This window comes from Thermococcus waiotapuensis (assembly GCF_055384795.1).
On sequence record NZ_AP042429.1, the window covers coordinates 186,260 to 209,106 of the forward strand.

A 22,847-nucleotide genomic window follows, 5' to 3' on the forward strand; every position below is an offset into this window, starting at 1 on the left:
CGATGGTCAGGGTTCACATTGAGACCTACGGCTGTACCAGGAACAAGGCGGACGGAGAGATAATGGAGGCCATACTTGTTAGGGCAGGCTATGACCTCGCTGAAACTCCCGAGGATGCCGATTACGTTGTGGTGAACACCTGCGCCGTGAAGGACCCCACCGAGAAGCACATGAAGAAGCGCATAAAGGAGCTCCTTGACTCCGGGAAGAAGGTAATCGTCACCGGTTGCCTTCCCCACGTCAATCCCTCCGCCATAGACCCCCGCGTTTCTGGAATCCTCGGCGTTAAGAGCATAGACAGAATAGCCGAGGCCGTGGAGGGAGCAGAGAGGGGAGAAAAGTTCGTCAGCGTTGAGAGCTGGCGCGAGAGGAATTTAGATAAGCTTGAACTTCCCCGTCTCTGGAAGTCCGGTGTTGTTTTCGTGGTTCCGATAAGCGAGGGCTGTCTCAACGCCTGCACCTACTGCTCAACCCGCTTTGCGAGGGGCGTTTTGAAGAGCTATAAGCCAGAACTCATCGTTAAGTGGGTGAAAGAGGCTCTGAACAGGGGTTACAAGGAGATACAGCTCTCCAGCGAGGACACAGGCTGCTATGGCTTTGATATAGGCACTAACTTAGCCAAACTCCTCGAAGAGATAACGGCCATCGAGGGCAACTTCCGCGTCAGGGTCGGCATGATGAACCCGAACCATGTAATAAGGATACTCGACGAGCTCATCGATGCCTACCAGAGCGGGAAGGTCTACAAGTTCCTTCATCTCCCGGTTCAGAGCGGCGACAACGGGGTTTTAAGGAGAATGGGCCGGAACTACACCGTCGAGGAGTTTGAAGAAATAGTCGAGGAGTTCAGGAGAAAGGTTCCGGGTTTGAACCTCAACACGGACATAATAGTCGGCTTTCCCGGCGAGACTGACGAGGCCTTTGAGAACACCCTCGAGCTCGTGAAGCGTGTGAGGCCTGACAAAATAAACGTCTCCCGCTATTCACCGAGGCCCGGAACGATAGCGGCAAAGTGGAAGCAGTTGCCGGGCTGGAAGGTGAAGGAGCGCTCCAGGGTTCTTCACAGGCTCAGGCTCGGGATAGCCTACGAGATAAACCAGTCCTACCTCGGTAAGAAAGTTGAGGTTCTCGTCCACGGTCCTGGAGAGAAGGGCGGTGTTGAGGGGAGAACCTTCAACTACAAGGAGATAATCCTCGACTCCGGTGAGCCGGGGGAGTTGGTTGAGGTCAAGGTCACCAAGGCGAGCGCCACATACCTCCTGGGCGGACATGAATAAAAGAGCGAAAGGGTAAATTATCACCACTTCTTCTCCGGGACGGCTTCTTTTTTCGCCGGGATAATGCAGAGGAATTCCAGGGTTTCTCCCGTGGCTTTGTAACCGTGGGGCTCGTTGGGCGGGAGGTAGAGGAAGTCCCCGGCCTTAACGTGGTGCTCCTCCTTCCCGTTTGTGATCATCCCCTCCCCTCTGACTATGAATATCTCGTGCTCCCAGTCGTGCTGGTGTATCGGTATCTCCGAGCCCTTCCTCATGACAAAGTACCTCATGGCAAAGTTCCTGGCCCCCAGCTTCGGGTAAACCAGCCACCTGATGGTTACTCCCTCAAAACCCGTCTCCTCCTCGGGAACGTCCTTATAGTGGCCGACGAACATGGTATCACCACAGGGTATTCGGGTTCTGTGTATTTAAACCAATCGAACCCCCACCCCGAATCCAAAAAGTTTTTATTTGCTTCTTCAATCCCTCACTAGAAAGCTGATTTGAGAGAGCTGTTCTAAAAAGAGGAGAGGGGTAAGAGCGATGCCAACGGTCAAAGTAGACCCAGAAGAGATAAAGAGCATCAAGAGAGAATTGGAGGCCCTGGAGAAGGAAAGAAATGAAATCCGGGCCAAACTCGATGCGCTTGAAAAAGAACTTCAGGACTGGGTTCAGAAAAGGGACGAGAAGAACAAGGAAGTGCAACAGCTCAGGCAGAAGGCCAGAGAATACCAGGCCAAGAGGGATGAAATCAATGAGCAGATAAAGCAGCTCAAGAAGAACCGGGAGGAGATCAACGCACAGCTCGACATCCTCTATCAGGAGATACTCGAGTACAGAACAAAGAGGGATGAGTACAACCAGCTCAGAAGACTGAAGATGCCCGCGGAAAAGATACAGGAAAAAATTGAGAAGCTTGAGTGGGAGCTCCAGACCAACCCCAACATCACCCCTGAGAGGGAAAAGCAGATCGTTGATCAGATACAGGTTCTCGCAACCGAGCTTGAGATAATCCAGCAGGCTGACCGCTTCCACAAGAAACTCGTTGAGACGAGGAAGAAGGTGAACCAGCTTAAGAAGGCAAGGAAGGCGATAAGCCTTGAGATACAGAAGCTGGCAAACCAGAGCCAGCAGTTCCACGAGCAGATGATACAGGCATTCAACCAGGCCGACGAAATAAAGAAGGAGGCCGATGAGTACCACCAGAAGGTAGTCGAACTGCGCGAGAAGGTTCGCGAAATCAGGGAACAGCTCAGGGAGATTGAGAGGAAGATACAGGAGTACGACGAGAAGCACAAGGAGCTCATAGCCTACAAGCTCGTCGCCCAGATGAGGGCCAAGAAGGACAGCAACTTTGACAGGGCGGTCGAGGCCCTTGAGAAGTTCAAGCGCGGTGAGAAGCTTACGCTCGACGAGCTCCTGCTCCTCCAGAGGTACAACCTCGTCTGAGGCCTCGCTATGGAAGTCCTCAAACACGAAGGCCCGGGAAGGCTTGGGTTAGTTCGCGTAGGAGATTATTCATTCAGGACGCCTGCCCTGGCAGGGGTAGACTTCACTCTCTCCCCCTTCAACTCCTTCTTCCACCCGGATGGGCCAGGGAATTACGACTTCAACCTGGCCCCGTCGATACCCCTCGGCTTCTACACACCCGGAGAGATTATAGAGAAGGCCATCGGAAGGCTCTGGAGCGTAAACTATGGGGGCTTCAACGCCTTTTACCTGCCAGCCCTGAGGAGAACCGAGTACCTGGGGGAGTTCTTTAAGATAATAAAGAGACACGGCTTTGAGGCAGTTTATCTCGGCAACTCTAAGATCCTAATCAAGGAGTACCGCTACTTCGTAAGAATCCTGCGCCAGCTCCGCGAGAGGTTTCCCAACGTCATGATAATAACCGATTTGGAGCCTTTCTTCTATCCCCTGGCCGTTTACCTCGGCGTTGACGCCTTCGATACGCGCTCGCTGAAGCTCTACGATTTCGAAGGCAAAGGCTTCACCCAGTTCAGCCCCCTCCTCTGGAGCGATGAGCCAAACTCCCTCGACTTCGCGAGGAAGACCATCCTTGAGGTCAGAAAGGCCCTCGAAGAGGGGAAACTCCGTTACCTGGTGGAAAACTACTTCCCAACTCAGTATCACGCCGGGATACTCCGCATAGCGGATCTGGAGCACTCCGACTACCTCGAAAAGTACACGCCGATCCAGAAGGAGACGGTCTACTTCATAAGTGACGCCTCGATCAGGAGACCGGAAGTTAAGCGCTGGCACTCCCGCGTTAAGGAGCGCTTCGTTCCGCCTAAAAACACCGAGTTAGTCCTGCTCTTCCCGTGCTCGGCTAAAAAGCCCTACTCCCTCTCTCGTTCCCACACCCTCTACAGGAAAGCTATGAAGGAGGCTTTAGGCTCCGGAACAAGCAAAGTCCACGAGCTTGTCCTAACCTCTCCCTTCGGCGTCGTCCCGAGGGAGTGGGAGTGGTTAGCTAAATACGACATTGTCGTCACCGGCCACTGGGGCGAAGAGGAGATAAAGCCGGCCGCTGAACTGCTTGCTGAAACCCTCGAAAAGTACTCGAAGGACGTTCCCATTATAGCGCACCTCGATGAGGCCTACGTCGAGATAGCCAGGCTCGCCTCTGAGATGACCGGGAGGGAGATAATATTCACGGAAGTGAAGAACGGCACGACGAGTAAGGAGAGCCTGGGCTCTCTAACCGAAACCCTGAAGGAGTTCCCGCTTGAGGGAACCAAGGAGGACAGAGCCTACCGCTACTTCGAGGACATAAGGAAGGTCTTCGACTTTTATTTCGGCGCAGGAGCTGGGGAGGCCGTTCTTCCAGAAAACGGCCAGGTCAAGGGCTCTAAGATGCTCCGCCTCTTTGTTGATGACCAGCAGACAGGAACCTTTGAGGATGGGGTCATAAGCGTCACGCCCTTTGGAATGCAGAGGATTTACGACAGGCTTAAGGCCTACTGGGTGAAGATAGACTTCGAGCTCCGCGGGGATGTTTTTGCCGTTGGCGTGAACGAGGCCGATGAGAGGATAAGGCCAGATGACGTAGTTGGGATTGTGAGGGACGGGAAGGTTGTCGGCGTGGGGAAGGCCGTTCTCAGCGGAGAGGAGATGGTCAGGGCCAAGAAGGGCGTCGCGGTTAAGGTCAGGAAGAGGGCGTAACGCCTAAAAACCTTTTCTGCCTTCCTTTACCATGCCAAGGCACCTCCGCAAAGGCGTCAAAAGGGAGCACCACTTTCTCAAGGGGCTCGAGAGGCCGCTCGAAGAGATAGCCCGGATTCCGGGGGTCAAGAAGGTCATCCCGGGCAGGATATATGCGAGCGATTCTCGGGGCTTCGAGATAAAGGTGACTAGGGAAACCCGGACCGGCCTAAAGCTCGTCGCCAAGAGCGATGGGAGCGTTCAGGAGGTATTTCTGGTCGTTGATAGGGCCGACAGGGCGAGGGTTTGGGAGGAAATTGAGGTGCTTTTTGGGAATGAAAAATGAGATACAGCAACCATGCGAAACCCTCAAGGACAGTGTCGTCGTTGTCTCAAAGGCCTTCCGTGGAGGGCACTTCACTGAGAGGTCGAGCGACGTTCTAAGGCTCCTCTGGAAGGCGGGAATCGTTGGGGATTGAAATTTTATGCTACATACCCGAGAAGTTTGAGGGGAAGAGAAAAGGACTGGGAATTGTGAGGGGGCGCTGGGGAGAGGGTTATTTGAGGTGCGCGGGCGCCCGTGAGTCTCCAGCGGGCTCATCCCAGCTCCCTTTTCCCCTCAAAGAACTCGATTAGTTCCTCGTCGCTTATCTCCTCCCCCTCAGTGTAGCCCAGCTCCCTCCTCTGGAGCTCTACCAGTCCCGGCGTGAGGAGAAGCTTCCCGTTCAGCTTTGGTACTGCATAGTGGAGCGTTATCTCGCTGAACTCGTCGAGCTTTATCGTGGGGTTCAGCTCGTACTCGATTTCCTCAAGTCTCTTCCCCTCCGCGATGAGCTTCGCCACTATCGCCGAGCCGTCTATGGAGAACTGCACGCTCCCGATGTGTCTCGCTTTGGCGCCTTCGATCCTCTCGGTTATGAACTTCTTGGTCTTCCCCGTGAACTCGAAGTCGCCGAGGATTCCCCCAATGACGATTATGCTGTCCTCCCCGACCTCCTCCGGCTTCAGCTCTTCCTCCGCGAAGGGGTCGAGGATTATGAGCTTTGACCTATCGAAGGGAAACCTTGTTACGCTTTCAGCTAAAACGCTTCCGAGCTTGGCCAATCTCTCCCTCTCCTCCTCGCGGACGTTGGTGAATATCAGCCTATCCCCCCACCACTCGGCCGCGTGGCTGTACTCCAGGAGAACCCACTCGCCTATCTCTTCAAGGTGCTCGATCACCAGGTAGGGCATTCTCTCACCCGAAGTTGTATTGGAGGGGAAATTAAAAGGCTAACCCCTCCTCTTGAGGAGGGGCAGAAAGGCCATAAGAAGAACCGAGCTTGGGCCGCAGATTCCACCCTTCTGGCCGGTAGTAGTGGTGCTTGAACTCGAACTTGAGCTTGGGCTGCTGGAACTACTGGTGGTTGTCTCAGAGGTAGTTGTGGTAGTCGTCGAAGAGCTTGACGTGGTGATTTTGCTGGTCGTTGTAGTGGAAGAGAGTGAAGTTGAGGTGGTCGTGTGGGTGGTAGTTGTTGTGGTCGATGTGCTCGTCGTTGTAGTTGTCGTTGTGGTTGAGGTGGTAGTGGTTGTTGGCCTTGGAAGCGGTCCTGGCTCGAGCAGGGTCGTCCAGTTGGCCACCCCGTGGTAAACTTTTCCGGTAGATACCAGCCCCTCCCACGGGAGGCCGTCCAGGATCTCTACCTCGAAGGGAACACCTTCGGGTAGTGGAACAACCGTGAAGTAGTAGCCAGTTGAGGACTTTATCAGGGGCATGGGTTCGGCAAGCTCCGGTGCGTTGCCCCTTATCCAGAGATATCCCTGGAGGTCGCTCCCTTTTACGGCCACCAGGACGGGTATAACGTCTTTTCTATAATAGCGGAGTTTCACGCGGTTGCTCTCCCCATAGTTGGTCTTTATGTAAACGTCAGCCCATGGGGAGCCGGTTTCAACTTCTGGAACCCTGAAGATTATCAGGTCATCGCTCCAGTTGATGATCTGTGCCTCCTTTCCACCCACTATTACCCTGCCCGTCCTTCCAAAGGACGCTCCGGCCAGCGCCACCAGGTTTCCGGGCTGGGCTGAATAGGGCGTTATTGAGCCTATCAGTGGCTTTTTCTGAACGCCTTCCCTGTGGAACACGAGAACGCTGTCCTTGGGAGCGTGAAGGATGGCGTTTCCATCTTTTACGGTCATGTTGATTCCGTTTATCACGTCCGTGTAGGTTCCATCTCCCCAGTCGAGCGCCAGGCTTAAGTTTTTGTCATCCCCTTCGTTGAGCACAACCACGAGGCTGTGGTTCCCGAAGTCCCTCCTGAAGACCCACAGGGAGTACTCCGCGTGAATGGTTCTGAAGTCCCCGTAGGCGAGGGCATCGTTCCGCTTCCTGAGCTCTGCCAGGGTTCTTATTATCCTCGCCGCCTCCGTTGTGTTGTTGAAGACCATCATAGGTCTGTTGTAGGGGTCGCCTTTGCCGTCCTTGCTGACGAGGTAGCTCTCATCACCGTAGTAGATTACGGGTATCCCGGGGAGAGTCATGGTGAGTGCGAGTGCCATGTGGAAGCGGTTTTTGTCGGGGTTCATGTTGAGAAACCTGACGAGGTCGTGGTTGTCGAGGAAGTTTACGGCCTTGTTCGGATAGACGAAGGTTGAGTAGTATTCTTCCAGGTCGCGGGCCAGGCTTTCGAAGCTTCCACCATAGGCGAACGTGTTCGCTATTTTACCCCTTACTGGAATGCTGAGGAGTGAAGTAACGTTTGAGTACTGGTAGAAGAAGTAGAGGTCGTCGGTTCTGCTTGGATCCAGGTTATAGTATTCCCCGTAGATGAAGAGCGGAACGCTGGAGCGGGAGTAGAGGTAGAGATAGAAGGTTTCTAACCAGCCCAGATCCATGTGCTTCACGGCGTCAATCCTGAAGCCGCAGGCACCTGCCTTAAGGAAGAGTTCTGCCCCTTCCTTCAGGTAGCTGTCCACGAAGGGGTTGTGCTGGTTGAAATCAGCCAGGTCGTAGAGGTTAGCGTATTTGAGCTGGAACCCGTACCACTCGCTTATGCCCCCGTTGTGATGGTAGATGTACTCCCTGCTACCCGTGTAGGGGTTTATAACGGCCTTCTCCGCGTCGTAGAGGTAGTTGGTAATGAGAGTTCCATTGTCGTAAAGCTTTCCAAACTCGCCATCACTGGTAGGGTTCGAATGGTTGGGGACGTAGTCAACTATTATGCACATTCCCCTCTTTTCAGCTTCTTCAACGAGCTTCCTGAACGTCTCCCATGTTCCGAAGTGCTCCTCTATTCTTTTGAAGTCCCTGGGCCAGTAGCCGTGATAGGGGGCGGAACCGTAGGCTAGGGTGTTGATGTTGTCGTTGATTGGTGATATCCATATCTCGGTTATTCCGAGGCTCTTTATGTAGTCGAGCTTTTCGATGAGTCCTTCCAGGTCACCGCCCCAGTACATCCTGTAATTGGAATGGCTCGGATCATAAAACGGTCCGTTGTTGCTTGCGTTCCCGTCGTAGAACCTGTCGACCATAACCTGGTAAATAACGCTCCTCTCCGGAACATGGAAGCTCGTTGCTCCCGCCTGGGGGAGCAGGAGGATGAGGAGTAGAACCCACAGCCTTCTCAACAACAATCACCGGGAGTGATAAAACCGAATGCCTAAAAACTTTAGTCCCCGAGCCACTCAACGATAAGTTCTGGATCGGTGGCCTTTGTGACATGGGCGGCATTGCCAGTGTGGAGACCCACGCAATGTTTATTAAGGCTCTCTTTTGAGTCCCCTTCGTGGTTTCTCCGGGGTGGTTGGATGGAGGAGAGGCTCCTTAGAATAGCTGAGAGGCTGGCCGAGAGGTACCACGTTGAGTACTTCGACATAAGAATAAGCCGCTCTGGTTTAACTTCCATATCCCTTCAGAACGACAGACTTGAAGAGCTCTCGTCAAACGTTGAGATGGGCATAGGGGTCAGGGCGTTTAAATCTTCATGGGGTTTTTCATCGGCCAACGACCTTTCGAGGGCTGAGGAGGTTATAAAAATAGCGATAAAGATAGCCAGCCTTTCAGGTGGGAGCTCCAGAATATACCTTGGCGACCCGGTGAGGGATGACGTCGAGATGCTCGGGAGGAAAAAGGTTTCGGAAGTTGACTTAGAGGATAAGCTCTCCCTCGTGAGGGGGGCTGGTTCTTCCCTTGAGGGGGACAGCATAAAAAACCGGAGCGTGCACTATGACGATTCTGTTAATGAGCAGGTTTTCATAAATTCCCTTGGAAGCGAGATTCGAACTGTTGTCTCCCGTGTGAGGCTGTCAATTTCTGCAACCGCTCACTCGGCCGGGGAGATGCAGCAGTACTGGAAGGTCTTCGGGGGGGTCGGGGGTTTTGAAATGGTTGAAGAAGTCGATTTAAGCCACTGGGGACCTTTCGTTGCCGGAAAGGCGATGGAGCTTCTAAAAGCGGCTTCGCCGCCTTCGGGGGAATTTAAAGTTCTCATGGATCCCGAACTCACGGGAGTTTTCATCCACGAGGCCCTAGGGCATGCAGTAGAGGCCGACTCCGTTAAAAACGGTGAGAGCATCCTGGCCGGAAAGCTTGGGGAAAAGATAGCCGTTGATGGATTAACTGTCGTCGATGATCCAACTTTGCCCGGAAAGTTCGGCTCTTACCCCTACGACGACGAGGGAGTCAAAGCTAAGAGGGTTGAGATCATAAAGGACGGCATTCTCAGGGAGTACCTCACCGACAGGGAAACTTCCGCTGTTTTGGGGCTCGAACCCAACGGTCACGGAAGGGCCCAGAGCTACGCTCACCAGCCCCTCGTGAGGATGAGCAACACCTACGTTGAGCCCGGGGACTGGTCATTTGATGAAATGGTGGAAGAACTCAGGAACGGGCTCTACATGATAGGGGACAAGGGAGGAGAGGTGGACATAGCCAGCGGCACCTTCACCTTTGGCGCCAAGGAGGGCTATCTGGTCGAGAACGGAAGGATAACGAAGCATCTCCGCGATGTTTCTCTCTCCGGGGGAATCCTGGACGTTCTCAGGAATGTGATGGCCGTTGGGCGCGACGTTAGGGTGGAGTTCCCCGGTTACTGCGGCAAGGGTCAGTGGGTTCCGGTGGATGACGGCGGGCCTCACGTTTTGACGAAGGCAACCGTTGGGGGGTTGAAGTAGTGATTCCCGATTACATTGAAAAGCTGGTCAGAATCCTGGAACGGGAAGACGTTGAGTGGGAGATCTACTGGGAGAGGGGCAGGGTTGGTTCGTTTGGCATAGAACGTGAAACCCTGGAGAAGGCCCAGAGAAAGTTCTCCTCTGGTATAGGGCTCAGGATCGGCCTGAAGGGCAAGATGGGCTTTTCATACGTGTCCGGCCTTAGCCACACCAGTGACACCCTTGAAGACCTTGTTAAAAGGGCCATAAAGCTCGCTGAAGTTGGAAACGTCCCCTTCAGTGGATTTCCCTCTCCGGGAAAAGTTGAAAAAGTTGGTGACATCTACGACCCCGAAATTGAGGAAATTCCCTTTGAAGAAGCCTACGAGCTTGCCAGACACTTTTCTTCTATTATGGCTGAGAAAAAAGCTGAACTTGGTGGTTCCTATACATTTTCGGGTTCCCTGAGCATGGGCTTTGTTCACTACGGTGTCCTGAACTCCAATGGGGTTGAACTGATGGAGAAGAGCACGGGCTTCAGCATATCCTCCTACGTCGTTAAGAAGGGGTTGAAGAGCGGAAGTGGCTACTACGGCCAGAGTTATCGCAGTCTGAAGGGCTGGGAAGAGAGGTATGATATCCTGGAGAAGGCGTTGTCCCTTGCGGAAGATAACTACAACGCTGAACCGGGAAAACCCTATGAAGGAGAGGTTTTCTTAGAGCCGAGTGCTTTCCTCTCGGTTCTCTCCATCTTCCTTGAAAACCTCCGGGGGGATAACGTCTACAACGGCCGCTCAAGGTTCTCCAGACCGGGAGAGGAAGTATCTTCGGATATCCTTTCGATTTTCGACGACCCGACGGTTCCGGGGGGCGTTGGGAGTTACTCCTTTGATGGGGAAGGTAGCCCGGGCCAGAGGACGCCCCTGGTTGAGAAAGGCATCCTGAGGGGCTTTGTTCTTGATCACACGTTCGCTTCCCTTATGGGATATTCCAGCACTGGAAACGCTGTCCGGGACTTTAGAACGGTACCCCAAATAGGGTTCAGCAACGTGGTCGTCGAACCTGGAGACTACGGCGAGGAGGAGTTTGAGGGGGTTATAATTTCGAGGGTCTTCGGTGAGCACACCGCCAATCCCGTAAGCGGGGACTTCGCACTCACGGTTGAACTGGGCTACCGGGTTGAAGGTGAGGAAAAGATTCCCATAAAGGGCAACATGTTCGTTGGGAACGTCTTTGAAATCCTGAAAAAAGCGGAAGCAGCTGGGAAAAAGGGGGAGAGGATTGGCCCGGCCTACGTTCCAGGTCTCGTTACCCACGGAAAGGTAGTTTAACGAACTACTATAACCGGGGGATTTATCTTCCCTATGACCTCTTCCAGCAGGGAGCCTATCCTCGTCTTTCCGCTCTTTCCAAAGGCTCCCATGACCACTAGAGTGTATTCTCCACTGTTGGCCTCTCTCAGTACTTCTTCCTTTGCGTTTCCTTCCCTTACCTTTATGGAGCAGTTTACGCCCTCTTCCCTCGCCACGCCGAGCAATGCAGTGGTTATCTCGTGGATGCTCTTCTTCATTTCCTCCCACACCGTCTCCTCAAACTTTTGAAGCTCCTCTATGTTGCCCCTTCTCATGCTGAGCTGAACCGCTATGGCTCTTGCTTCCCTTCTGTCGAGGACAGAGTATAGGATTACCTTTGCCTTCTTCCTCTTCGCTATTGAAAAAGCCTGGAGGGCGGCTTTCTGGCTCCACTTCGAGCCATCTACCAAAACCAGTATTCTCATGCTACCACCTCACAGTCCAACGTACCTCACCCATATTATTCCCATCCCCGCGGCAACGGTGAGTATCATTATTGTCATCCCGATCTTGAGGAAATCCCCGAAGGTTATTCTTATTCCCTCCCTGTGGGCCATTCCTATGACGACAACGTTGGCACTTGCCCCTATCGCTGTGCCGTTTCCTCCCAGGCACGCCCCCAGAGAGAGGGCCCACCAGAGCGGATAGACGTTGAGAGTTCCGCCCATCGCTTTTATTATCGGTATTAGCGTGGCGGTAAGAGGTATGTTGTCCACGACGGCGCTTGATATGGCCGAGAACCAGGTTATTATGGCTATGGCTTCACCTTCGCTGTGTATGTGTCCCATCATCCAGCTGGCTACCTGGGCTATTGCCCCGGTCTCCACCAGTGCGCCAACTATGATGAAGAGCCCTCCAAAGAAGAACAGCGTTGCCCATTCGACCTTCTCCAGTGCTTCCTCGGGTGATGCCCTGCTCCAGAGGAGCAGTACTGAAGCCCCCGTGAGGGCTATCACAGCCGGCTCGACTCCAAGTTTGTCGTGGAAAAAGAACCCCAAGATTACCAGCCCTATTATTGTCAGGGACTTCTTGAACAAACTTCTGTCCCTTATGGCGTCGCCTTCGTTGAGGCTCATTATGGTCAGTTTTATCCTCTCCTCACGCTCCTTATGGGCTTTCATGGCACTTCTGTAGGCCAGGTAGATAATCCCCACGGTGATGAAGAGGTTGAGGAAAGCTATCGGAGCCATGTTGACCAGGAAGTCGTTAAAGCTAAGTCCTGCTGCAGAGGCTATCATAATGTTCGGGGGGTCTCCTATGAGTGTGGCCGTTCCGCCTATGTTTGATGCGAAGATCTCAGCTAATAAAAACGGCACTGGGTTTATCTCCATCTGCCTGGTTATATAGAGAAGCATGGGAGTCAAGAGGAGGACGGTGGTAACGTTGTCGAGAAAAGCGCTTACACCCGCTGTAACGACCGCGAAAAGCAGGAGAACTTTCATGGGGCTACCCTTTGAGAGCTTTGCCGTCTTTATTGCTATGTACTCAAAGAGACCGCTTTCCCGGGATATGTTCACGATTACCATCATCCCCGCCAGGAGGAGTATGGTGTCGAGGTCGAGGTACTCGGGAAGTTTTTCCCATGGAACCGTTTTGGCGATCAGTATTAGGGAGGCTCCCACCATGGCGGCTACCGTTCTGTGTATCTTTTCCGACATTATCGCCGCGTAGGCTCCTATGAAGACCACGAGTGCAAAAAGCTCCTGTCCGCTAACTGTCATACTCTCACCTCAGTACATCATTATTGGCTTCTCCACGTGCTGCACTATCTTTATGACGAGCGGACTCACCGGAGAGGTTTTGGACGTTTCCCCACCGTATTTTCTGGAGACGACGAAGAGGTCGTACTTATCCTCCCTGTTTATAACCACCTCCCCTTTGTCCCCGAACAGGAGTCTGGACTTAACTACGAAGCCGAATTCCTTCAGTGAGGCCTCTACCTCTTTCAGCAGCTTTTCGCCTTGTTCCCTTTCAACTTCCCTGAACTTCCTGGCTTCCTCTTCGCCGAGGGTCGCCGATATAAGCCTGGCGACGGTTTCATCGATGGTGTAGATTACGCAGACCTCCGCATGGGGATAGGCTGATATGGTCTCGTAAACCTCCTTTTCCGGTTTCTCCGAATACCGATCCAGAACTAAGAGGATGGAGTTTATCTCGGGTATTACCATCTCTTCCTCGCTCAGGAAGAACTCCCGGTATTCCTCCAGGATGTCCCGGTAGCGTCTCTCAGCCATGTTTCTGAACTTTCTGTCTATCAGCTCGCTGAACAGGCCCATATCCTTCGCCTCGGTGCCTGCTTTAGGTCGTTAAGTTTTAAAGTTATCGTTCATTTGAAGGCACTTTGCTCGGAGGATTTGGGGAGTAGAGGAAACGTTGAAAATGACCCGTTGCGCTGATGGAAACCTTTAAGTTTCCCCTGGATATTTCCTTCGGGGTGGTCTAATGGACTCAAGAAGGGCCCTGATTAGTTTCCTGTTGGCATTTATCGTTCTCGGAAGTCTCTTCCTGGTGCCGTCTCCAGTGGCCGCTCAGTGTCCCAGCGGGGGTAATACGGTGGTCCTGAAGGCCCCGGCCGTTGCAAAAACACCAGAGGGCAATCTGGTCGGCGTTGCAACGACCTTTGTCATAACAGTTGCCCCGGGAAGCGGGCACGTTTACCTCGAAACCTGGCCTTTGGCTCAAGTGGATATGCAGGCGAGTGCAAGACTGGCTACCCAGATAGCGGGCAGAGTTACTGGAAAGAACATGAGCGGATACGATGTCTTCATTCAGGTGAAAGCTGACACGCCAATCATCGGCGGCCCATCCGCCGGCGCCACTATGACAGTTGGCATAATAGCGGCCCTGGAAGGCTGGAGCGTGAGAAACGACGTCATGATGACGGGCATGATAAACCCTGACGGCACAATCGGTCCAGTGGGGGGCATACTCGAGAAGGCATCGGCCGCCGCTTCCGCGGGTTCAAAGCTCTTCCTCATCCCCCAGGGCCAGAGGATTCAGGTGGTTCAGGAGACCCAGAATAGGAGCGTAGGAGGGGTTATTCAGATAACAACAACGAGCGAGAAGGTCGACGTTGTGGAGTACGCTAAGGAGCGCTGGGGCCTTGAGGTTAAGGAGGTGGCTGACATATACGATGCTGTCTACTACTTCACCGGCCACAGACTTCCTAAGCCTGAGGTTTCCCCCACCGTTGTCATAGACACGTCCTTCCTTAAGGACGATGCCCAGCAGGACTATCAGAACACGACCGATTACTACAATAAAGTCCTTGAAGAGCTCAGGAACAGCAACGTTGATTACTCCACGTACACTGCCCTCAAGCAGGCCCTCGACCAGGCAAAGGGAATTATAGACGGGGCCAGGAGGGACATAGATTCCGGCATGTATTACAGCGCCCTCAGCAGGGACTTTCAGGCGAGAATAATCATAAGACAGGTTCAGTGGTACGTGGAGGTTTCCAGGCCAGAGGAGGTAGCTTCCCTCCTCAACCGCGTTCAGGGGGAGTTGAATTCCACGGAGGCGTTCGTTTCTAACCTAACTATAAGAGGTTATACGATGCTTCAGGCAGTGGCGGCCGCCGAGGAAAGGGTTGAAGAGGCCAAGAGGAGCCTCCAGGACGCCTGGAGGTACTACTACAACTCCGACTACTGGGACTCAGTCGGTGAGGCCGCCTACTCTTACGAGAGAATCCAAACCGCCAGGTTCTGGGCTGAACTGGGGGAGCGCTTTGCCGGCGGCGAGGTCATTGAGAGGGAATCCCTGAGGGCCACGGCCAGGAACTACATAGATGAGTCCAGCTTGATAGCCACCTACATAGAGTCAATGTACGGTGATGTCCTCGGTAACGACCTCACGTCCACGATAGAGGAGGCAGAGGAGTACTACGATGACGGCAAGTACTCTGCGGCCATATTCACCGCTATGGAAGCCAGAGTCCGCGGGGAGGTGTTCCTGGACACATTAGCTATCGACGACATGACGGTTCTCCAGGAGAAACTGCAGGAGATGAAAGAGGCCGCGAGAACGGCTATAGGTCTTGCCCAGATGAGTGGCATTTACCCGCTGATAGCTATAGCCTACTACGAGTTTGCCGAGAGCTACGAGAGGGGCAACACCACTGAGGACATAACGAACGCGATGACATTCTACCAGTACGCCAAGGAAAGCGCGGGAGTCTTCCTGATGAACCCCAGCGAAAAGAATGAACTCCCAGCTAATCCCTTCGAGCCATCGACGGTTTCAACCGCTTCATCTTCCGCTCCCCAGTCAAAAGAGACTTCGACTGGCATCTGCGGCCCTGTAGCAGTTGTTGCCTTCTCCCTGCTCCCGCTGGTAATTAAAAGGCGCAGGTAGCTTTTCTCTATACTTCTTCCAGCAGCTTTTTCCTTTTCTCCTCGTACTCTTCCTGGCTTATGGCGCCCATGTCGTAGAGCTCCTTCAGTTTCTTGAGCTTCTCAAGGGGATCTTCCTTCTCTTCTCTCGCGACCGGCCGGACTGGCTGGTAAGCGGGCATGGTTCTCGTTAAGAGCTCCTTCGGCTTCTTCAGAACCCACGTCTCGCCTGTTAATCCCTTTTTCACCTCTATCGAAACGGGTTCAATTGCTATGGCATTGAGGGCGTCTTTAATCGCGTTTATCGCCTTACTTGCCTCCTCTCTGTTCATCCAGCCAAGCCTGAGCTTTATGTTCTCCTCCCCTTCTATTATGAACTCGGACGACATTATACCCAGCCTCACGGTTACCTGCTCCAGTTTCTGATAGGGGAGCGCCTTCAAGTCGTACCTTCCGAGAACCTTCTCGTCGAGGTAGATTATCCTCCTGTCAGTTACAAGGAGCCACTTTGGCTTTTCCAGGCTTATCTTTTTCTTGATTGAAAAAAGAACCCTTTCATCTGGCTCGAGATGCCTGAGAACTGGCTTGGGCAGCTTTTGGGTTTCCTCCTTTTCCGTTTCCATCACCTTATGAAGTTTAGATGACCAAGTATGTCAACTTTTCCCCGCCAGAAACCTCTTAACGCCAAACTCTCTGATATCTAAGGTGGTGTCATGGACTTCGGGAAAAAGCCCCTCATAGGGATGGTTCACCTCAAACCCCTCCCGGGTTCCTACCTCTACGACGACCTCGATGGGGTAATTGAGGCCGCCCTCAGGGACGCAAAAGCAATTGAAGAAGCCGGCTTCGACGCGATAATGGTCGAAAACTTCGGCGACGTTCCGTTCCAGAAGTACGTTGACAAAACCACTGTTGCGGCCTTCACCGCTGTTGCTAAGGAAATCCGCGACGAGGTTTCCCTTCCGCTGGGAATAAACGTCCTCCGCAACGACGGCATCGCCGCTTACTCGATAGCTTACGCAATAAAGGCGGATTTCATAAGGGTGAACGTGCTCAGCGGCGTGGCTTACACTGACCAGGGGATCATAGAGGGCATTGCCCCCGGGCTCGCAAAGCTGAGAAGGCTTCTTCCTAGCAAAATCAAGGTCTTCGCGGATGTGCACGTAAAGCATGCTGTTCATTTCGACAACTTCGAGGACTCGCTCAGGGACACCGTCGAGAGGGGGTTGGCGGATGCCGTTGTGATAAGCGGAAAAGCTACAGGGAAACCGGTTGACATCGAGAGGCTTGCCCTGGCGAAGAGGATCTCTCCAGTCCCGGTTCTGGTCGGCTCTGGAACAACCTATGACAACCTTTCGGAGCTTTGGAAGCACGCGGACGGCTTCATAGTCGGCACTTGGATCAAGCGGGATGGGAAGGTCGAAAACGAAGTTTCCCCTGAAAGGGCAAGGAAACTGGCCGAGCTGGCGAAAGAACTTCGGGGATGAAGCTTCCCCGTCAACCCCTTTCTTTTCTGTGGGAAGAGTGCATTCTTCTCGGGCAAGGAAAGCCAGTTTGAGGGAAAAGGTTATATCTGCCCCATCCTTACCACCGGACATAACCATCGCGGGTGGTCATCATGGGGAAGTACTTCGGAACCAGCGGCATCAGGGAGGTCGTAAACGAAAGACTCACTCCCGAGCTGGCCCTGAGGGTCGGAAAGGCCCTTGGAACTTATCTCGATGGAGGAACGGTCGTCGTTGGAAAGGACACGAGGACGAGCGGTGAGATGCTGAAGAACGCCCTGATAAGCGGACTTCTCAGCACGGGAGTTGACGTTATAGACATCGGTTTGGCCCCAACGCCTTTGACGGGCTTCGCGATAAGGTTATACGGTGCAGACGCGGGTGTAACGATAACTGCCTCCCACAATCCACCCGAATACAACGGCATAAAGGTCTGGCAGCCGAACGGGATGGCTTACACTCCCGAGATGGAAGCCCAGCTTGAGGCGATAGTTGATTCGGAAAACTTCAAAAAAGCGGCCTGGAACGAAATCGGAAGCGTTAGAAAGACGGATCCAAAGGGGGAGTACATCAAAAGGGCCCTCGAGATGGTCAGGCTTAAGAACTCCTACACCGTTGTCCTCGACACGGGCAACGGGGCCGGTTCAGTTCTGAGCCCCTACCTCCAGCGCGAGCTTGGAAATAAAGTCATCTCGCTCAACTCCCACCCGAGTGGATTCTTCGTTCGCGAGCTTGAGCCGAACGCAGAGAGCCTCTCAGCCCTGGCGAAGACCGTGAAAGCTATGGGGGCTGACGTTGGTATAGCCCACGATGGGGACGCAGACAGGATTGGAGTTGTTGACGACGAGGGCAACTTCGTTGAGTATGAAGTTATGCTTTCGCTTATGGCCGGCTACATGCTGAGGAAGTTCGGGAAGGGAAAAGTCATCACAACGGTTGACGCCGGCTTTGCTCTGGATGATTATGTTAAACCCTTGGGCAGTGAGGTCATCAGGGCCCGCGTCGGCGACGTTGCGGTTGCGGATGAACTTGCCAGGCACGGAGGGATTTTTGGGGGCGAGCCGAGCGGGACGTGGATAATCCCCCAGTGGAACCTAACCCCTGACGGAATCTTTGCGGGGGTGCTCGTCATGGAGATGATCGATAAACTCGGCCCGCTAAGCGAGCTCGCCAGGGATGTTCCGCGCTACGTGACTTTGAGGGCAAAAATCCCCTGCCCCAACGAAAAGAAGGCTAAAGCGATGGAAATCATAGGGAGAGAGGCCCTCAAGACCTTCGACTATAAGCGCCTCATAGACATCGATGGAATCAGAATAGAGAACGACGAGTGGTGGATTCTCTTCAGACCGAGCGGGACTGAGCCGATAATGAGGGTAACCCTCGAGGCACACACGGAGGAGAAAGCCAGAGAGCTTATGGAGAGGGCGGAAAAGCTCGTGAAGAAGGCCATTGGGGACATCCAAATTTAGTTTTTTCTAAATCCCCTTCTGGGGCGGAGGGTCAGGTTACCAATCTCATGAGAAGGTTCCACTCCCTCTCATCCCAGGTCTCCTTCTCGGTCACCACGATCACACTTCCGTTGTTAACATAGGCGATGTCCCCGAGGGTGCTCAGCCACTTGGCAGTTGCTTCAAATCCGTTGTAAATGTGGATATACTCAATGCCGTCAATGAGGGCCACACCACCGTTTCCGGCTTTTAAATACCTGTTCACGATTTCCGTGATCCTGGGGAGGTTTGTGGGGGATACCGTGCGTTCGCGCTCTATCTGGCTTATGGTGTAAACGGTCCAGTTCTCGGGGGCCTCCCGGGGGTTCCTTGTGAATGCCAAGATGGGGAGGTCTTTGATCGCGGGTAAGAGCTTTTTGTACTCCTCCGGAGACAGCAGAGCAAGTCCGGGCTTGATTTCTTTGAGTGGCTTTGAACGTTCCTGGGGGAGCTTCAGGAACTCTTCCCCTCCAGCGAGCCTCACAAAGGAGTAAGCTATAAGAAGGGTCAGAATGGCGCTCAGCGAGAACCCAAAGGGTGCAAACCAGTCAACCGGCCGGAGCAGGGGATAGTCCATCTCGTGTGCCCCGTACACAATCAGCAGGATCCCGAGGTACTTCAGAGAGTTGCCGTAGAGGTTTCTCAGGCCAAGGAGCAGAAAACCCGAGAGGAGGATGAAGAGGCCAGAAACCGCGTATGCGACGCCAACCGTGGCGAGCCAGTTGGGGGAAGTCGAGCGCTCCGCGGTGAGCATGTAGAGGGTGAGGATTAGTGGAGTCAGGGAAACGTAATAGCCGCGGCTGATCGTAAATGAAAGCCCCTCCTCATCGAGGAGTTTGAGGCTCCCGTAGAAGAGGAGTGAAGCGAAGAGGGCCACCATAGTGGCGTTGAGTGTTTCGATTCCAATGAAATCGCCGAGAACCTGGAGGGATGCCGCGAGGAACGCAACTGAGAAAATCTGGGCTGACTTTCTGCGTGACCTCTGATAGGAGTGCCACAGATAAGCCGCGGTGAAGAGCTTTGCACCGAGGCTCAGGGCCTGGCCAGTGCGAAGGAGTATCTCATTCATTTTGTTCCCCTTGTTGTTATGCGGGAAACTTCCTATAAGCTTTCTGCAACTATCGCACCTGCTTTGAGTCATAATGTAATGACGTTTGCGAGCCCCTTAAGGCTCCCTTCGATATCCTCTTTATCGAATTCCACGTAAACCGCCTCCGGGAACCTCGCCATTAGAACCTCGAAGAGTATCCCGGGCAAAGGCCTGAGCTTAAAACCCTGCCTCTCCACGAGCTCCTTCGAGCGCTTTAACCTTTCCTCCTTGCCCAGGTAGAAGAACTCCTGCATGGCCCGGTATGGATAGCTCTCCGGGTCGCTTGAGCTGGCGTGGAAGACGCCGCAGGTTGGCGAGCCTTTAACGCCGACGAAGACTACCCTTTCTGGCTTTTCTTCGGTGAGGACCCTCCCAACGAAGTCCGCTATTACCTTCGCCCTCTCCCGCATGCCCAGCTTCTCGTAGACTTCCCTGCTCGCAGGTGCCCTCGGCCAGCCGATTAACTCGTATTCCGGGCACGGATACGCCAAAACCTGCCATTCACCGTCAAGCTTCCCTATCAGCTCCCTCAGCCTTCTCGCCGTTTCGTACTCCTTCTCCTTCGGCCCGCGGTAGACATAGAAGGGGCTGAGGAGGCAGGGGGCAATGACGAGGAGGTTCATTTTGCTCAACTCCTAAGATTTTTAACCGGAGTGCTCTCCAGGCTTGGGCTTTCCGCCTTTCCTTTCGCCGAGCTCCCTTTAAACCTTCCCCGCGATGTCTTTTATTATTCCCTCGACCTCTCTCATCAGCTCCTCCAGGGTGCCCTCGTTTACAATGACGTAATCCGCGAGGCCCTTCAGCTCGCTCGTGCGGTAGAGCCTCTCCTCGGCTTCGTCCATTGCTTTGAAGTCCTCGAAGCTCCTGATAGTCCTGTCCTTGCTCGCCTTTCTCCCCATTAGCCTCTCGAACCTTATTTCCGGCCTGGCTTCGACGTAGATTACCTTTCCCCCCAGCCTCTTTATGGCCTCTATCTCCTCCTTTGAGCGGACTCCATCTATGACGATGTTCCTGCAGTGCCTCTTTTTATCAACGGCGAGCCTGATGAGCACGTCCCCTCCGTACCTGTCCTTGAGGTACTTCCCGAACTCTATGAGCTTTTCCCGCGTCGGCTCGGCCTTCTCAGGTAGCTCTGGGATCCACGAGTAGTCAGAGACGTTGCGGGTCAGCAGGTCTATCAGCGGGTCGCTGCAGGAGACCCTGCAGAAGCCTTTTTCCTCAAAGAACTCTGCAACGGTTGTTTTTCCTGCGGCGATTTTCCCAACTACTCCGACTATCATTTTCTACGCCTCCAGTAGTGCCATATTATCTCCGCCCCGTCCGTTGACTCCATGAGGCCCTCGTAAGTTAGCTCGGCTATAAAGCGGACTAAAGCGTCGTAGTCTATAACCGTGGGGAGCTTAAAGCCGAAGAGGTATTTGAGCTCAAAGAAGCCGATGTGCAGGAAGCGGAAGGGGTTGAGGAGCGCTATCCCGTCCCTCCACCTCAGACCGAAGGGAAAGTCCGCGAGAACTAACTCTGCCCCCCTTTCCTTTGCGAGTTCCACGAGCTTCCCTTCGCTGGGGAAGAGGAGTTCCCCCGGTTCTCCCTCTATGGGCCCGTATTGGAGCTCGGGGAAGGTGTACTTTAATCCAACGGCTTTATAGGGCAGGTTCAACCTTTCTGCAAAGCCTATTAAGGCTTTAGCGTTGAAACTGAGGAAGACGAGCGTTTTAACGTCCCCCTTAACCTCCGGCCATTTTCTCGGTGGAAAGCGCTTTTCCGCCTCGATTATTGGGAGTAAAAACTCCAGCTCCGTGCCCTTTATGAGCTTCTCGGCCTCCTCCAGCTTCTTTTTCTTTACCTCGAGGTCGAGGTTCGAGTAGACCGTTACCTGATTTACCCCGAGCCTCTCCCTGAGCTTTCCAATGACCAGGCCGTTGCCGATGAGGGCGCTCTTATCAGTCCTGTCGTGGGTTATTATGAAGAGCTTGTCGCCCCCTTCATCGTAGCGAACCTCGTCTATCCTGAAGGGGCTGTCCGGAAAGCCGTGCTCCTCCCTAATCTGCCTGATGAGTTCTTGAATTTCCTCCACTGCGAGCATAGCAGAAAAGGGTGGAAGAATAAGTTAAAAGCCTTCCTCAGAGGTTGCCGAGTATCTCATCCCACTCGATCGTCCTCTCGCAGTAGTGGCAGCGGAGCTTCAGTGGCTCCCTGCTCTCGACCCTGAACCTCGGCTTTGTGTACTCGTGGTTGCTGACGCAGTTCGGGTTGGGGCACTTCAGGATTCCAACTATCTCATCAGGGATCGCCACTTTGAACTTCTCGACGATCTTGTAGTCCTTTACGATGTTGACGGTGGCGGACGGTGCCACGAGTGCTATCTTGTTGACCTCCTCCTCGCTCAGGTAGCGTCCCTCAACCTTAACGATGTCCTTCCTTCCGAGCTTCTTGCTCGGGACGTTCGAGGCGATGAGGAGGGTCCCACCGTTTGGCCTGGTTAAGCCCAGGATCTCCACGACCTTCAGCCACTTTCCAACGGGGATGTGGTCTATGATGGTTCCATCTGGTATTATCTCAACCTTGAGCTCGGACATTCAGAGCACCCCCAGCGTCAGTCCGAGAAGGGCCATCCTCACAGGAATGCCAGAGAAAACCTGCCTGAAGTAGAGGGCGTGTTCGCTCTTATCCACCTCCGGGTGAATCTCATCAACCCTCGGGAGCGGGTGCATTACCTTCATGCCCTCTTTGGCGTTTTTCAATAGCTCGCAGTTCACCTGGTAGCTTCCCTTGACCTTCAGATACTCTTCCTCGTCCGGGAAGCGCTCCTTCTGGATTCTCGTCACGTAGAGGACGTCCAGCTCAGGGATTGTTCCTTCAAGGTCTGCCGTCTCGTGAACCTTAACACCTTTCTCGCGGAGCTCCTCAACGATGTGTTTTGGCATCCTGAGGAGTTCGGGTGAGATGAGGTAGAGCTCGACGTCGTAGAAGGCTAAAGCTTCCGCCAAGCTGTGGACTGTCCTTCCGTACTTAAGATCCCCGAGCAGGCCGATTTTTAGGCCGTCAATCCTCCCAAAGGTGCGCTTTATAGTGTATAAGTCGAGCAGGGTTTGGGTCGGGTGCTGGTTGCTCCCGTCGCCGGCGTTTATGACGGGAATCTCCGCGAGTTCGGCCGCTAACCTCGCGGCACCCTCCATGGGATGTCTTATCACTATAACGTCGCTGTACTGCTCAACGGTCTTTATGGTGTCCGCCAGGCTCTCCCCCTTCATGACGCTCGTGCCCAACGTGGAGGAGAACCCGATAACCGAGCCCCCGAGCCTGTGCATGGCGCTCTCGAAGCTAAGCCTCGTCCTCGTCGACGGCTCGAAGAAGAGCGTCGCCAGGATTTTGCCGCGCGCGTAGTCCAGGGGACCCTTCTCCTTTAGCTCCTCTTCAAGCCTTTCGGCGACCCCCAAAACAAACTCGATGTCCTCCTTGGAGAAGTCCCGTATGCTTATCACGTCGCGCCCTTTCCAGTCCATAAGAGCCCTTCCAGTGTAAAAGCGGTGGGTTTTTAAACGTTTTTTGACATTT

Annotated in this window: 23 protein-coding genes; 10 read left to right on the forward strand and 13 right to left on the reverse strand. The window is 53.7% G+C overall.

Going from position 1 to position 22,847, the window contains the following annotated elements; genetic code table 11:
* Positions 1–2: 2 nt before the first annotated feature.
* Positions 3–1,277 (forward strand): tRNA (N(6)-L-threonylcarbamoyladenosine(37)-C(2))-methylthiotransferase, encoded by a 1,275-nt coding sequence (locus ACZ47M_RS00985; RefSeq protein WP_315339328.1) that lies wholly within the window; start codon positions 3–5, stop codon positions 1,275–1,277.
* A gap of 20 nt (positions 1,278–1,297) precedes the next feature.
* Here ACZ47M_RS00985 and ACZ47M_RS00990 read toward each other — a convergent pair whose 3' ends face one another.
* The gene (locus ACZ47M_RS00990; RefSeq protein WP_315339330.1) at positions 1,298–1,651 is read right to left on the reverse strand and encodes a cupin domain-containing protein; all 354 of its coding nucleotides are present in this window, start codon (positions 1,649–1,651) and stop codon (positions 1,298–1,300) included.
* Positions 1,652–1,799: 148 nt separating this feature from the next.
* On the opposite strand from ACZ47M_RS00990, the gene ACZ47M_RS00995 reads away from it, so the two are divergent.
* From ACZ47M_RS00995 to ACZ47M_RS01010, 4 genes are read left to right on the forward strand one after another with little or no spacing between them, the layout of a single operon-like run.
* Positions 1,800–2,705: a coiled-coil protein gene (locus ACZ47M_RS00995; protein ID WP_315339331.1), complete on the forward strand. Its 906-nt coding sequence runs from the start codon at positions 1,800–1,802 to the stop codon at positions 2,703–2,705.
* A 9-nt stretch (positions 2,706–2,714) separates the two neighbouring features.
* Positions 2,715–4,421: an archaeosine synthase subunit alpha gene (gene arcS / locus ACZ47M_RS01000; RefSeq protein WP_315339332.1), complete on the forward strand. Its 1,707-nt coding sequence runs from the start codon at positions 2,715–2,717 to the stop codon at positions 4,419–4,421.
* Positions 4,422–4,452: 31 nt separating this feature from the next.
* Positions 4,453–4,746, forward strand: a complete 294-nt coding sequence (locus tag ACZ47M_RS01005) for a DUF2103 domain-containing protein (protein ID WP_315339333.1) — start codon at positions 4,453–4,455, stop codon at positions 4,744–4,746.
* Entirely contained in the window at positions 4,736–4,879 is a 144-nt protein-coding gene (locus tag ACZ47M_RS01010; protein ID WP_315339335.1) for a hypothetical protein, read from the forward strand. Before ACZ47M_RS01005 ends, ACZ47M_RS01010 begins: the two co-directional genes overlap by 11 nt.
* Before the next feature lie 118 nt (positions 4,880–4,997).
* Here the strand turns inward: ACZ47M_RS01010 and ACZ47M_RS01015 are convergent, their stop codons facing one another.
* Both ACZ47M_RS01015 and ACZ47M_RS01020 read right to left on the reverse strand, forming a co-directional pair.
* Complete coding sequence (locus ACZ47M_RS01015) at positions 4,998–5,633, reverse strand: hypothetical protein (protein ID WP_315339337.1); 636 nt, start codon at positions 5,631–5,633, stop codon at positions 4,998–5,000.
* Positions 5,634–5,672: 39 nt separating this feature from the next.
* Entirely contained in the window at positions 5,673–8,003 is a 2,331-nt protein-coding gene (locus tag ACZ47M_RS01020; RefSeq protein WP_315339338.1) for an alpha-amylase family glycosyl hydrolase, read from the reverse strand.
* Between the two features lie 180 nt (positions 8,004–8,183).
* Between ACZ47M_RS01020 and ACZ47M_RS01025 the strand changes: the two genes are divergently transcribed.
* A complete protein-coding gene (locus ACZ47M_RS01025) occupies positions 8,184–9,548 on the forward strand; it encodes a TldD/PmbA family protein (RefSeq protein ID WP_315339340.1) in 1,365 nt (454 codons plus the stop codon).
* Positions 9,548–10,858, forward strand: coding sequence for a TldD/PmbA family protein (locus ACZ47M_RS01030; protein ID WP_315339341.1), 1,311 nt, complete (start codon positions 9,548–9,550; stop codon positions 10,856–10,858). Before ACZ47M_RS01025 ends, ACZ47M_RS01030 begins: the two co-directional genes overlap by 1 nt.
* Here ACZ47M_RS01030 and ACZ47M_RS01035 read toward each other — a convergent pair.
* Genes ACZ47M_RS01035 through ACZ47M_RS01045 form a run of 3 tightly spaced genes read right to left on the reverse strand, consistent with a single transcriptional unit; the run spans position 10,855 to position 13,155 of the window.
* On the reverse strand, positions 10,855–11,304 hold the full coding sequence (locus tag ACZ47M_RS01035; RefSeq protein ID WP_315339342.1) for a universal stress protein: 450 nt from the start codon (positions 11,302–11,304) through the stop codon (positions 10,855–10,857). The genes ACZ47M_RS01030 and ACZ47M_RS01035 overlap by 4 nt on opposite strands.
* Before the next feature lie 9 nt (positions 11,305–11,313).
* Positions 11,314–12,600 carry an ArsB/NhaD family transporter gene (locus ACZ47M_RS01040; protein ID WP_315339343.1) on the reverse strand — a complete coding sequence of 429 codons (1,287 nt, stop codon included), beginning with the start codon at positions 12,598–12,600 and terminating at the stop codon, positions 11,314–11,316.
* Between the two features lie 9 nt (positions 12,601–12,609).
* Positions 12,610–13,155 carry a universal stress protein gene (locus ACZ47M_RS01045; RefSeq protein WP_315339344.1) on the reverse strand — a complete coding sequence of 182 codons (546 nt, stop codon included), beginning with the start codon at positions 13,153–13,155 and terminating at the stop codon, positions 12,610–12,612.
* A gap of 166 nt (positions 13,156–13,321) precedes the next feature.
* Between ACZ47M_RS01045 and ACZ47M_RS01050 the strand changes: the two genes are divergently transcribed.
* A complete protein-coding gene (locus ACZ47M_RS01050; protein WP_315339345.1) occupies positions 13,322–15,232 on the forward strand; it encodes a S16 family serine protease in 1,911 nt (636 codons plus the stop codon).
* Between the two features lie 7 nt (positions 15,233–15,239).
* On the opposite strand, the gene ACZ47M_RS01055 is transcribed toward ACZ47M_RS01050, so the two are convergent.
* Entirely contained in the window at positions 15,240–15,833 is a 594-nt protein-coding gene (locus tag ACZ47M_RS01055; RefSeq protein WP_315339347.1) for a PH domain-containing protein, read from the reverse strand.
* A gap of 90 nt (positions 15,834–15,923) precedes the next feature.
* Between ACZ47M_RS01055 and ACZ47M_RS01060 the strand changes: the two genes are divergently transcribed.
* Together ACZ47M_RS01060 and glmM are read left to right on the forward strand one after the other, a co-directional pair.
* Positions 15,924–16,697, forward strand: a complete 774-nt coding sequence (locus ACZ47M_RS01060) for a BtpA/SgcQ family protein (RefSeq protein WP_315339349.1) — start codon at positions 15,924–15,926, stop codon at positions 16,695–16,697.
* A 131-nt stretch (positions 16,698–16,828) separates the two neighbouring features.
* Positions 16,829–18,184 carry a phosphoglucosamine mutase gene (glmM, locus tag ACZ47M_RS01065; RefSeq protein WP_315339350.1) on the forward strand — a complete coding sequence of 452 codons (1,356 nt, stop codon included), beginning with the start codon at positions 16,829–16,831 and terminating at the stop codon, positions 18,182–18,184.
* Between the two features lie 31 nt (positions 18,185–18,215).
* Here glmM and ACZ47M_RS01070 read toward each other — a convergent pair whose 3' ends face one another.
* The 6 genes from ACZ47M_RS01070 to pyrB form a co-directional block, all read right to left on the reverse strand.
* Complete coding sequence (locus ACZ47M_RS01070; protein ID WP_315339351.1) at positions 18,216–19,271, reverse strand: DUF835 domain-containing protein; 1,056 nt, start codon at positions 19,269–19,271, stop codon at positions 18,216–18,218.
* Between the two features lie 68 nt (positions 19,272–19,339).
* On the reverse strand, positions 19,340–19,915 hold the full coding sequence (locus ACZ47M_RS01075) for a hypothetical protein (protein ID WP_315339353.1): 576 nt from the start codon (positions 19,913–19,915) through the stop codon (positions 19,340–19,342).
* 78 nt (positions 19,916–19,993) lie between these two features.
* Complete coding sequence (locus ACZ47M_RS01080; RefSeq protein ID WP_315339355.1) at positions 19,994–20,572, reverse strand: AAA family ATPase; 579 nt, start codon at positions 20,570–20,572, stop codon at positions 19,994–19,996.
* Positions 20,569–21,375, reverse strand: a complete 807-nt coding sequence (locus ACZ47M_RS01085) for a hypothetical protein (protein ID WP_315339356.1) — start codon at positions 21,373–21,375, stop codon at positions 20,569–20,571. Before ACZ47M_RS01085 ends, ACZ47M_RS01080 begins: the two co-directional genes overlap by 4 nt.
* A gap of 37 nt (positions 21,376–21,412) precedes the next feature.
* Complete coding sequence (gene pyrI, locus ACZ47M_RS01090) at positions 21,413–21,868, reverse strand: aspartate carbamoyltransferase regulatory subunit (RefSeq protein WP_315339358.1); 456 nt, start codon at positions 21,866–21,868, stop codon at positions 21,413–21,415.
* Positions 21,869–22,795 carry an aspartate carbamoyltransferase gene (pyrB, locus tag ACZ47M_RS01095; protein ID WP_315339360.1) on the reverse strand — a complete coding sequence of 309 codons (927 nt, stop codon included), beginning with the start codon at positions 22,793–22,795 and terminating at the stop codon, positions 21,869–21,871.
* Positions 22,796–22,847 lie beyond the last annotated feature (52 nt).

What these genes read in the sequence shown, in the direction of transcription:
- ACZ47M_RS00990 (WP_315339330.1), bottom strand. Translation starts at nt 1,651, where the DNA reads ATGTTCGTCGGCCACTATAAGGACGTTCCCGAGGAGGAGACGGGTTTT.
- ACZ47M_RS01005 (WP_315339333.1), top strand. Translation starts at nt 4,453, where the DNA reads ATGCCAAGGCACCTCCGCAAAGGCGTCAAAAGGGAGCACCACTTTCTC.
- ACZ47M_RS01055 (WP_315339347.1), bottom strand. Translation starts at nt 15,833, where the DNA reads ATGGAAACGGAAAAGGAGGAAACCCAAAAGCTGCCCAAGCCAGTTCTC.
- ACZ47M_RS01050 (WP_315339345.1), top strand. Translation starts at nt 13,322, where the DNA reads ATGGACTCAAGAAGGGCCCTGATTAGTTTCCTGTTGGCATTTATCGTT.
- ACZ47M_RS01085 (WP_315339356.1), bottom strand. Translation starts at nt 21,375, where the DNA reads ATGCTCGCAGTGGAGGAAATTCAAGAACTCATCAGGCAGATTAGGGAG.
- ACZ47M_RS01080 (WP_315339355.1), bottom strand. Translation starts at nt 20,572, where the DNA reads ATGATAGTCGGAGTAGTTGGGAAAATCGCCGCAGGAAAAACAACCGTT.
- ACZ47M_RS01060 (WP_315339349.1), top strand. Translation starts at nt 15,924, where the DNA reads ATGGACTTCGGGAAAAAGCCCCTCATAGGGATGGTTCACCTCAAACCC.
- ACZ47M_RS00995 (WP_315339331.1), top strand. Translation starts at nt 1,800, where the DNA reads ATGCCAACGGTCAAAGTAGACCCAGAAGAGATAAAGAGCATCAAGAGA.
- ACZ47M_RS01025 (WP_315339340.1), top strand. Translation starts at nt 8,184, where the DNA reads ATGGAGGAGAGGCTCCTTAGAATAGCTGAGAGGCTGGCCGAGAGGTAC.
- ACZ47M_RS00985 (WP_315339328.1), top strand. Translation starts at nt 3, where the DNA reads ATGGTCAGGGTTCACATTGAGACCTACGGCTGTACCAGGAACAAGGCG.
- ACZ47M_RS01035 (WP_315339342.1), bottom strand. Translation starts at nt 11,304, where the DNA reads ATGAGAATACTGGTTTTGGTAGATGGCTCGAAGTGGAGCCAGAAAGCC.
- ACZ47M_RS01040 (WP_315339343.1), bottom strand. Translation starts at nt 12,600, where the DNA reads ATGACAGTTAGCGGACAGGAGCTTTTTGCACTCGTGGTCTTCATAGGA.
- ACZ47M_RS01075 (WP_315339353.1), bottom strand. Translation starts at nt 19,915, where the DNA reads ATGAACCTCCTCGTCATTGCCCCCTGCCTCCTCAGCCCCTTCTATGTC.
- ACZ47M_RS01070 (WP_315339351.1), bottom strand. Translation starts at nt 19,271, where the DNA reads ATGAATGAGATACTCCTTCGCACTGGCCAGGCCCTGAGCCTCGGTGCA.
- ACZ47M_RS01015 (WP_315339337.1), bottom strand. Translation starts at nt 5,633, where the DNA reads ATGCCCTACCTGGTGATCGAGCACCTTGAAGAGATAGGCGAGTGGGTT.
- pyrB (WP_315339360.1), bottom strand. Translation starts at nt 22,795, where the DNA reads ATGGACTGGAAAGGGCGCGACGTGATAAGCATACGGGACTTCTCCAAG.
- ACZ47M_RS01045 (WP_315339344.1), bottom strand. Translation starts at nt 13,155, where the DNA reads ATGGGCCTGTTCAGCGAGCTGATAGACAGAAAGTTCAGAAACATGGCT.
- glmM (WP_315339350.1), top strand. Translation starts at nt 16,829, where the DNA reads ATGGGGAAGTACTTCGGAACCAGCGGCATCAGGGAGGTCGTAAACGAA.
- ACZ47M_RS01010 (WP_315339335.1), top strand. Translation starts at nt 4,736, where the DNA reads ATGAAAAATGAGATACAGCAACCATGCGAAACCCTCAAGGACAGTGTC.
- pyrI (WP_315339358.1), bottom strand. Translation starts at nt 21,868, where the DNA reads ATGTCCGAGCTCAAGGTTGAGATAATACCAGATGGAACCATCATAGAC.
- arcS (WP_315339332.1), top strand. Translation starts at nt 2,715, where the DNA reads ATGGAAGTCCTCAAACACGAAGGCCCGGGAAGGCTTGGGTTAGTTCGC.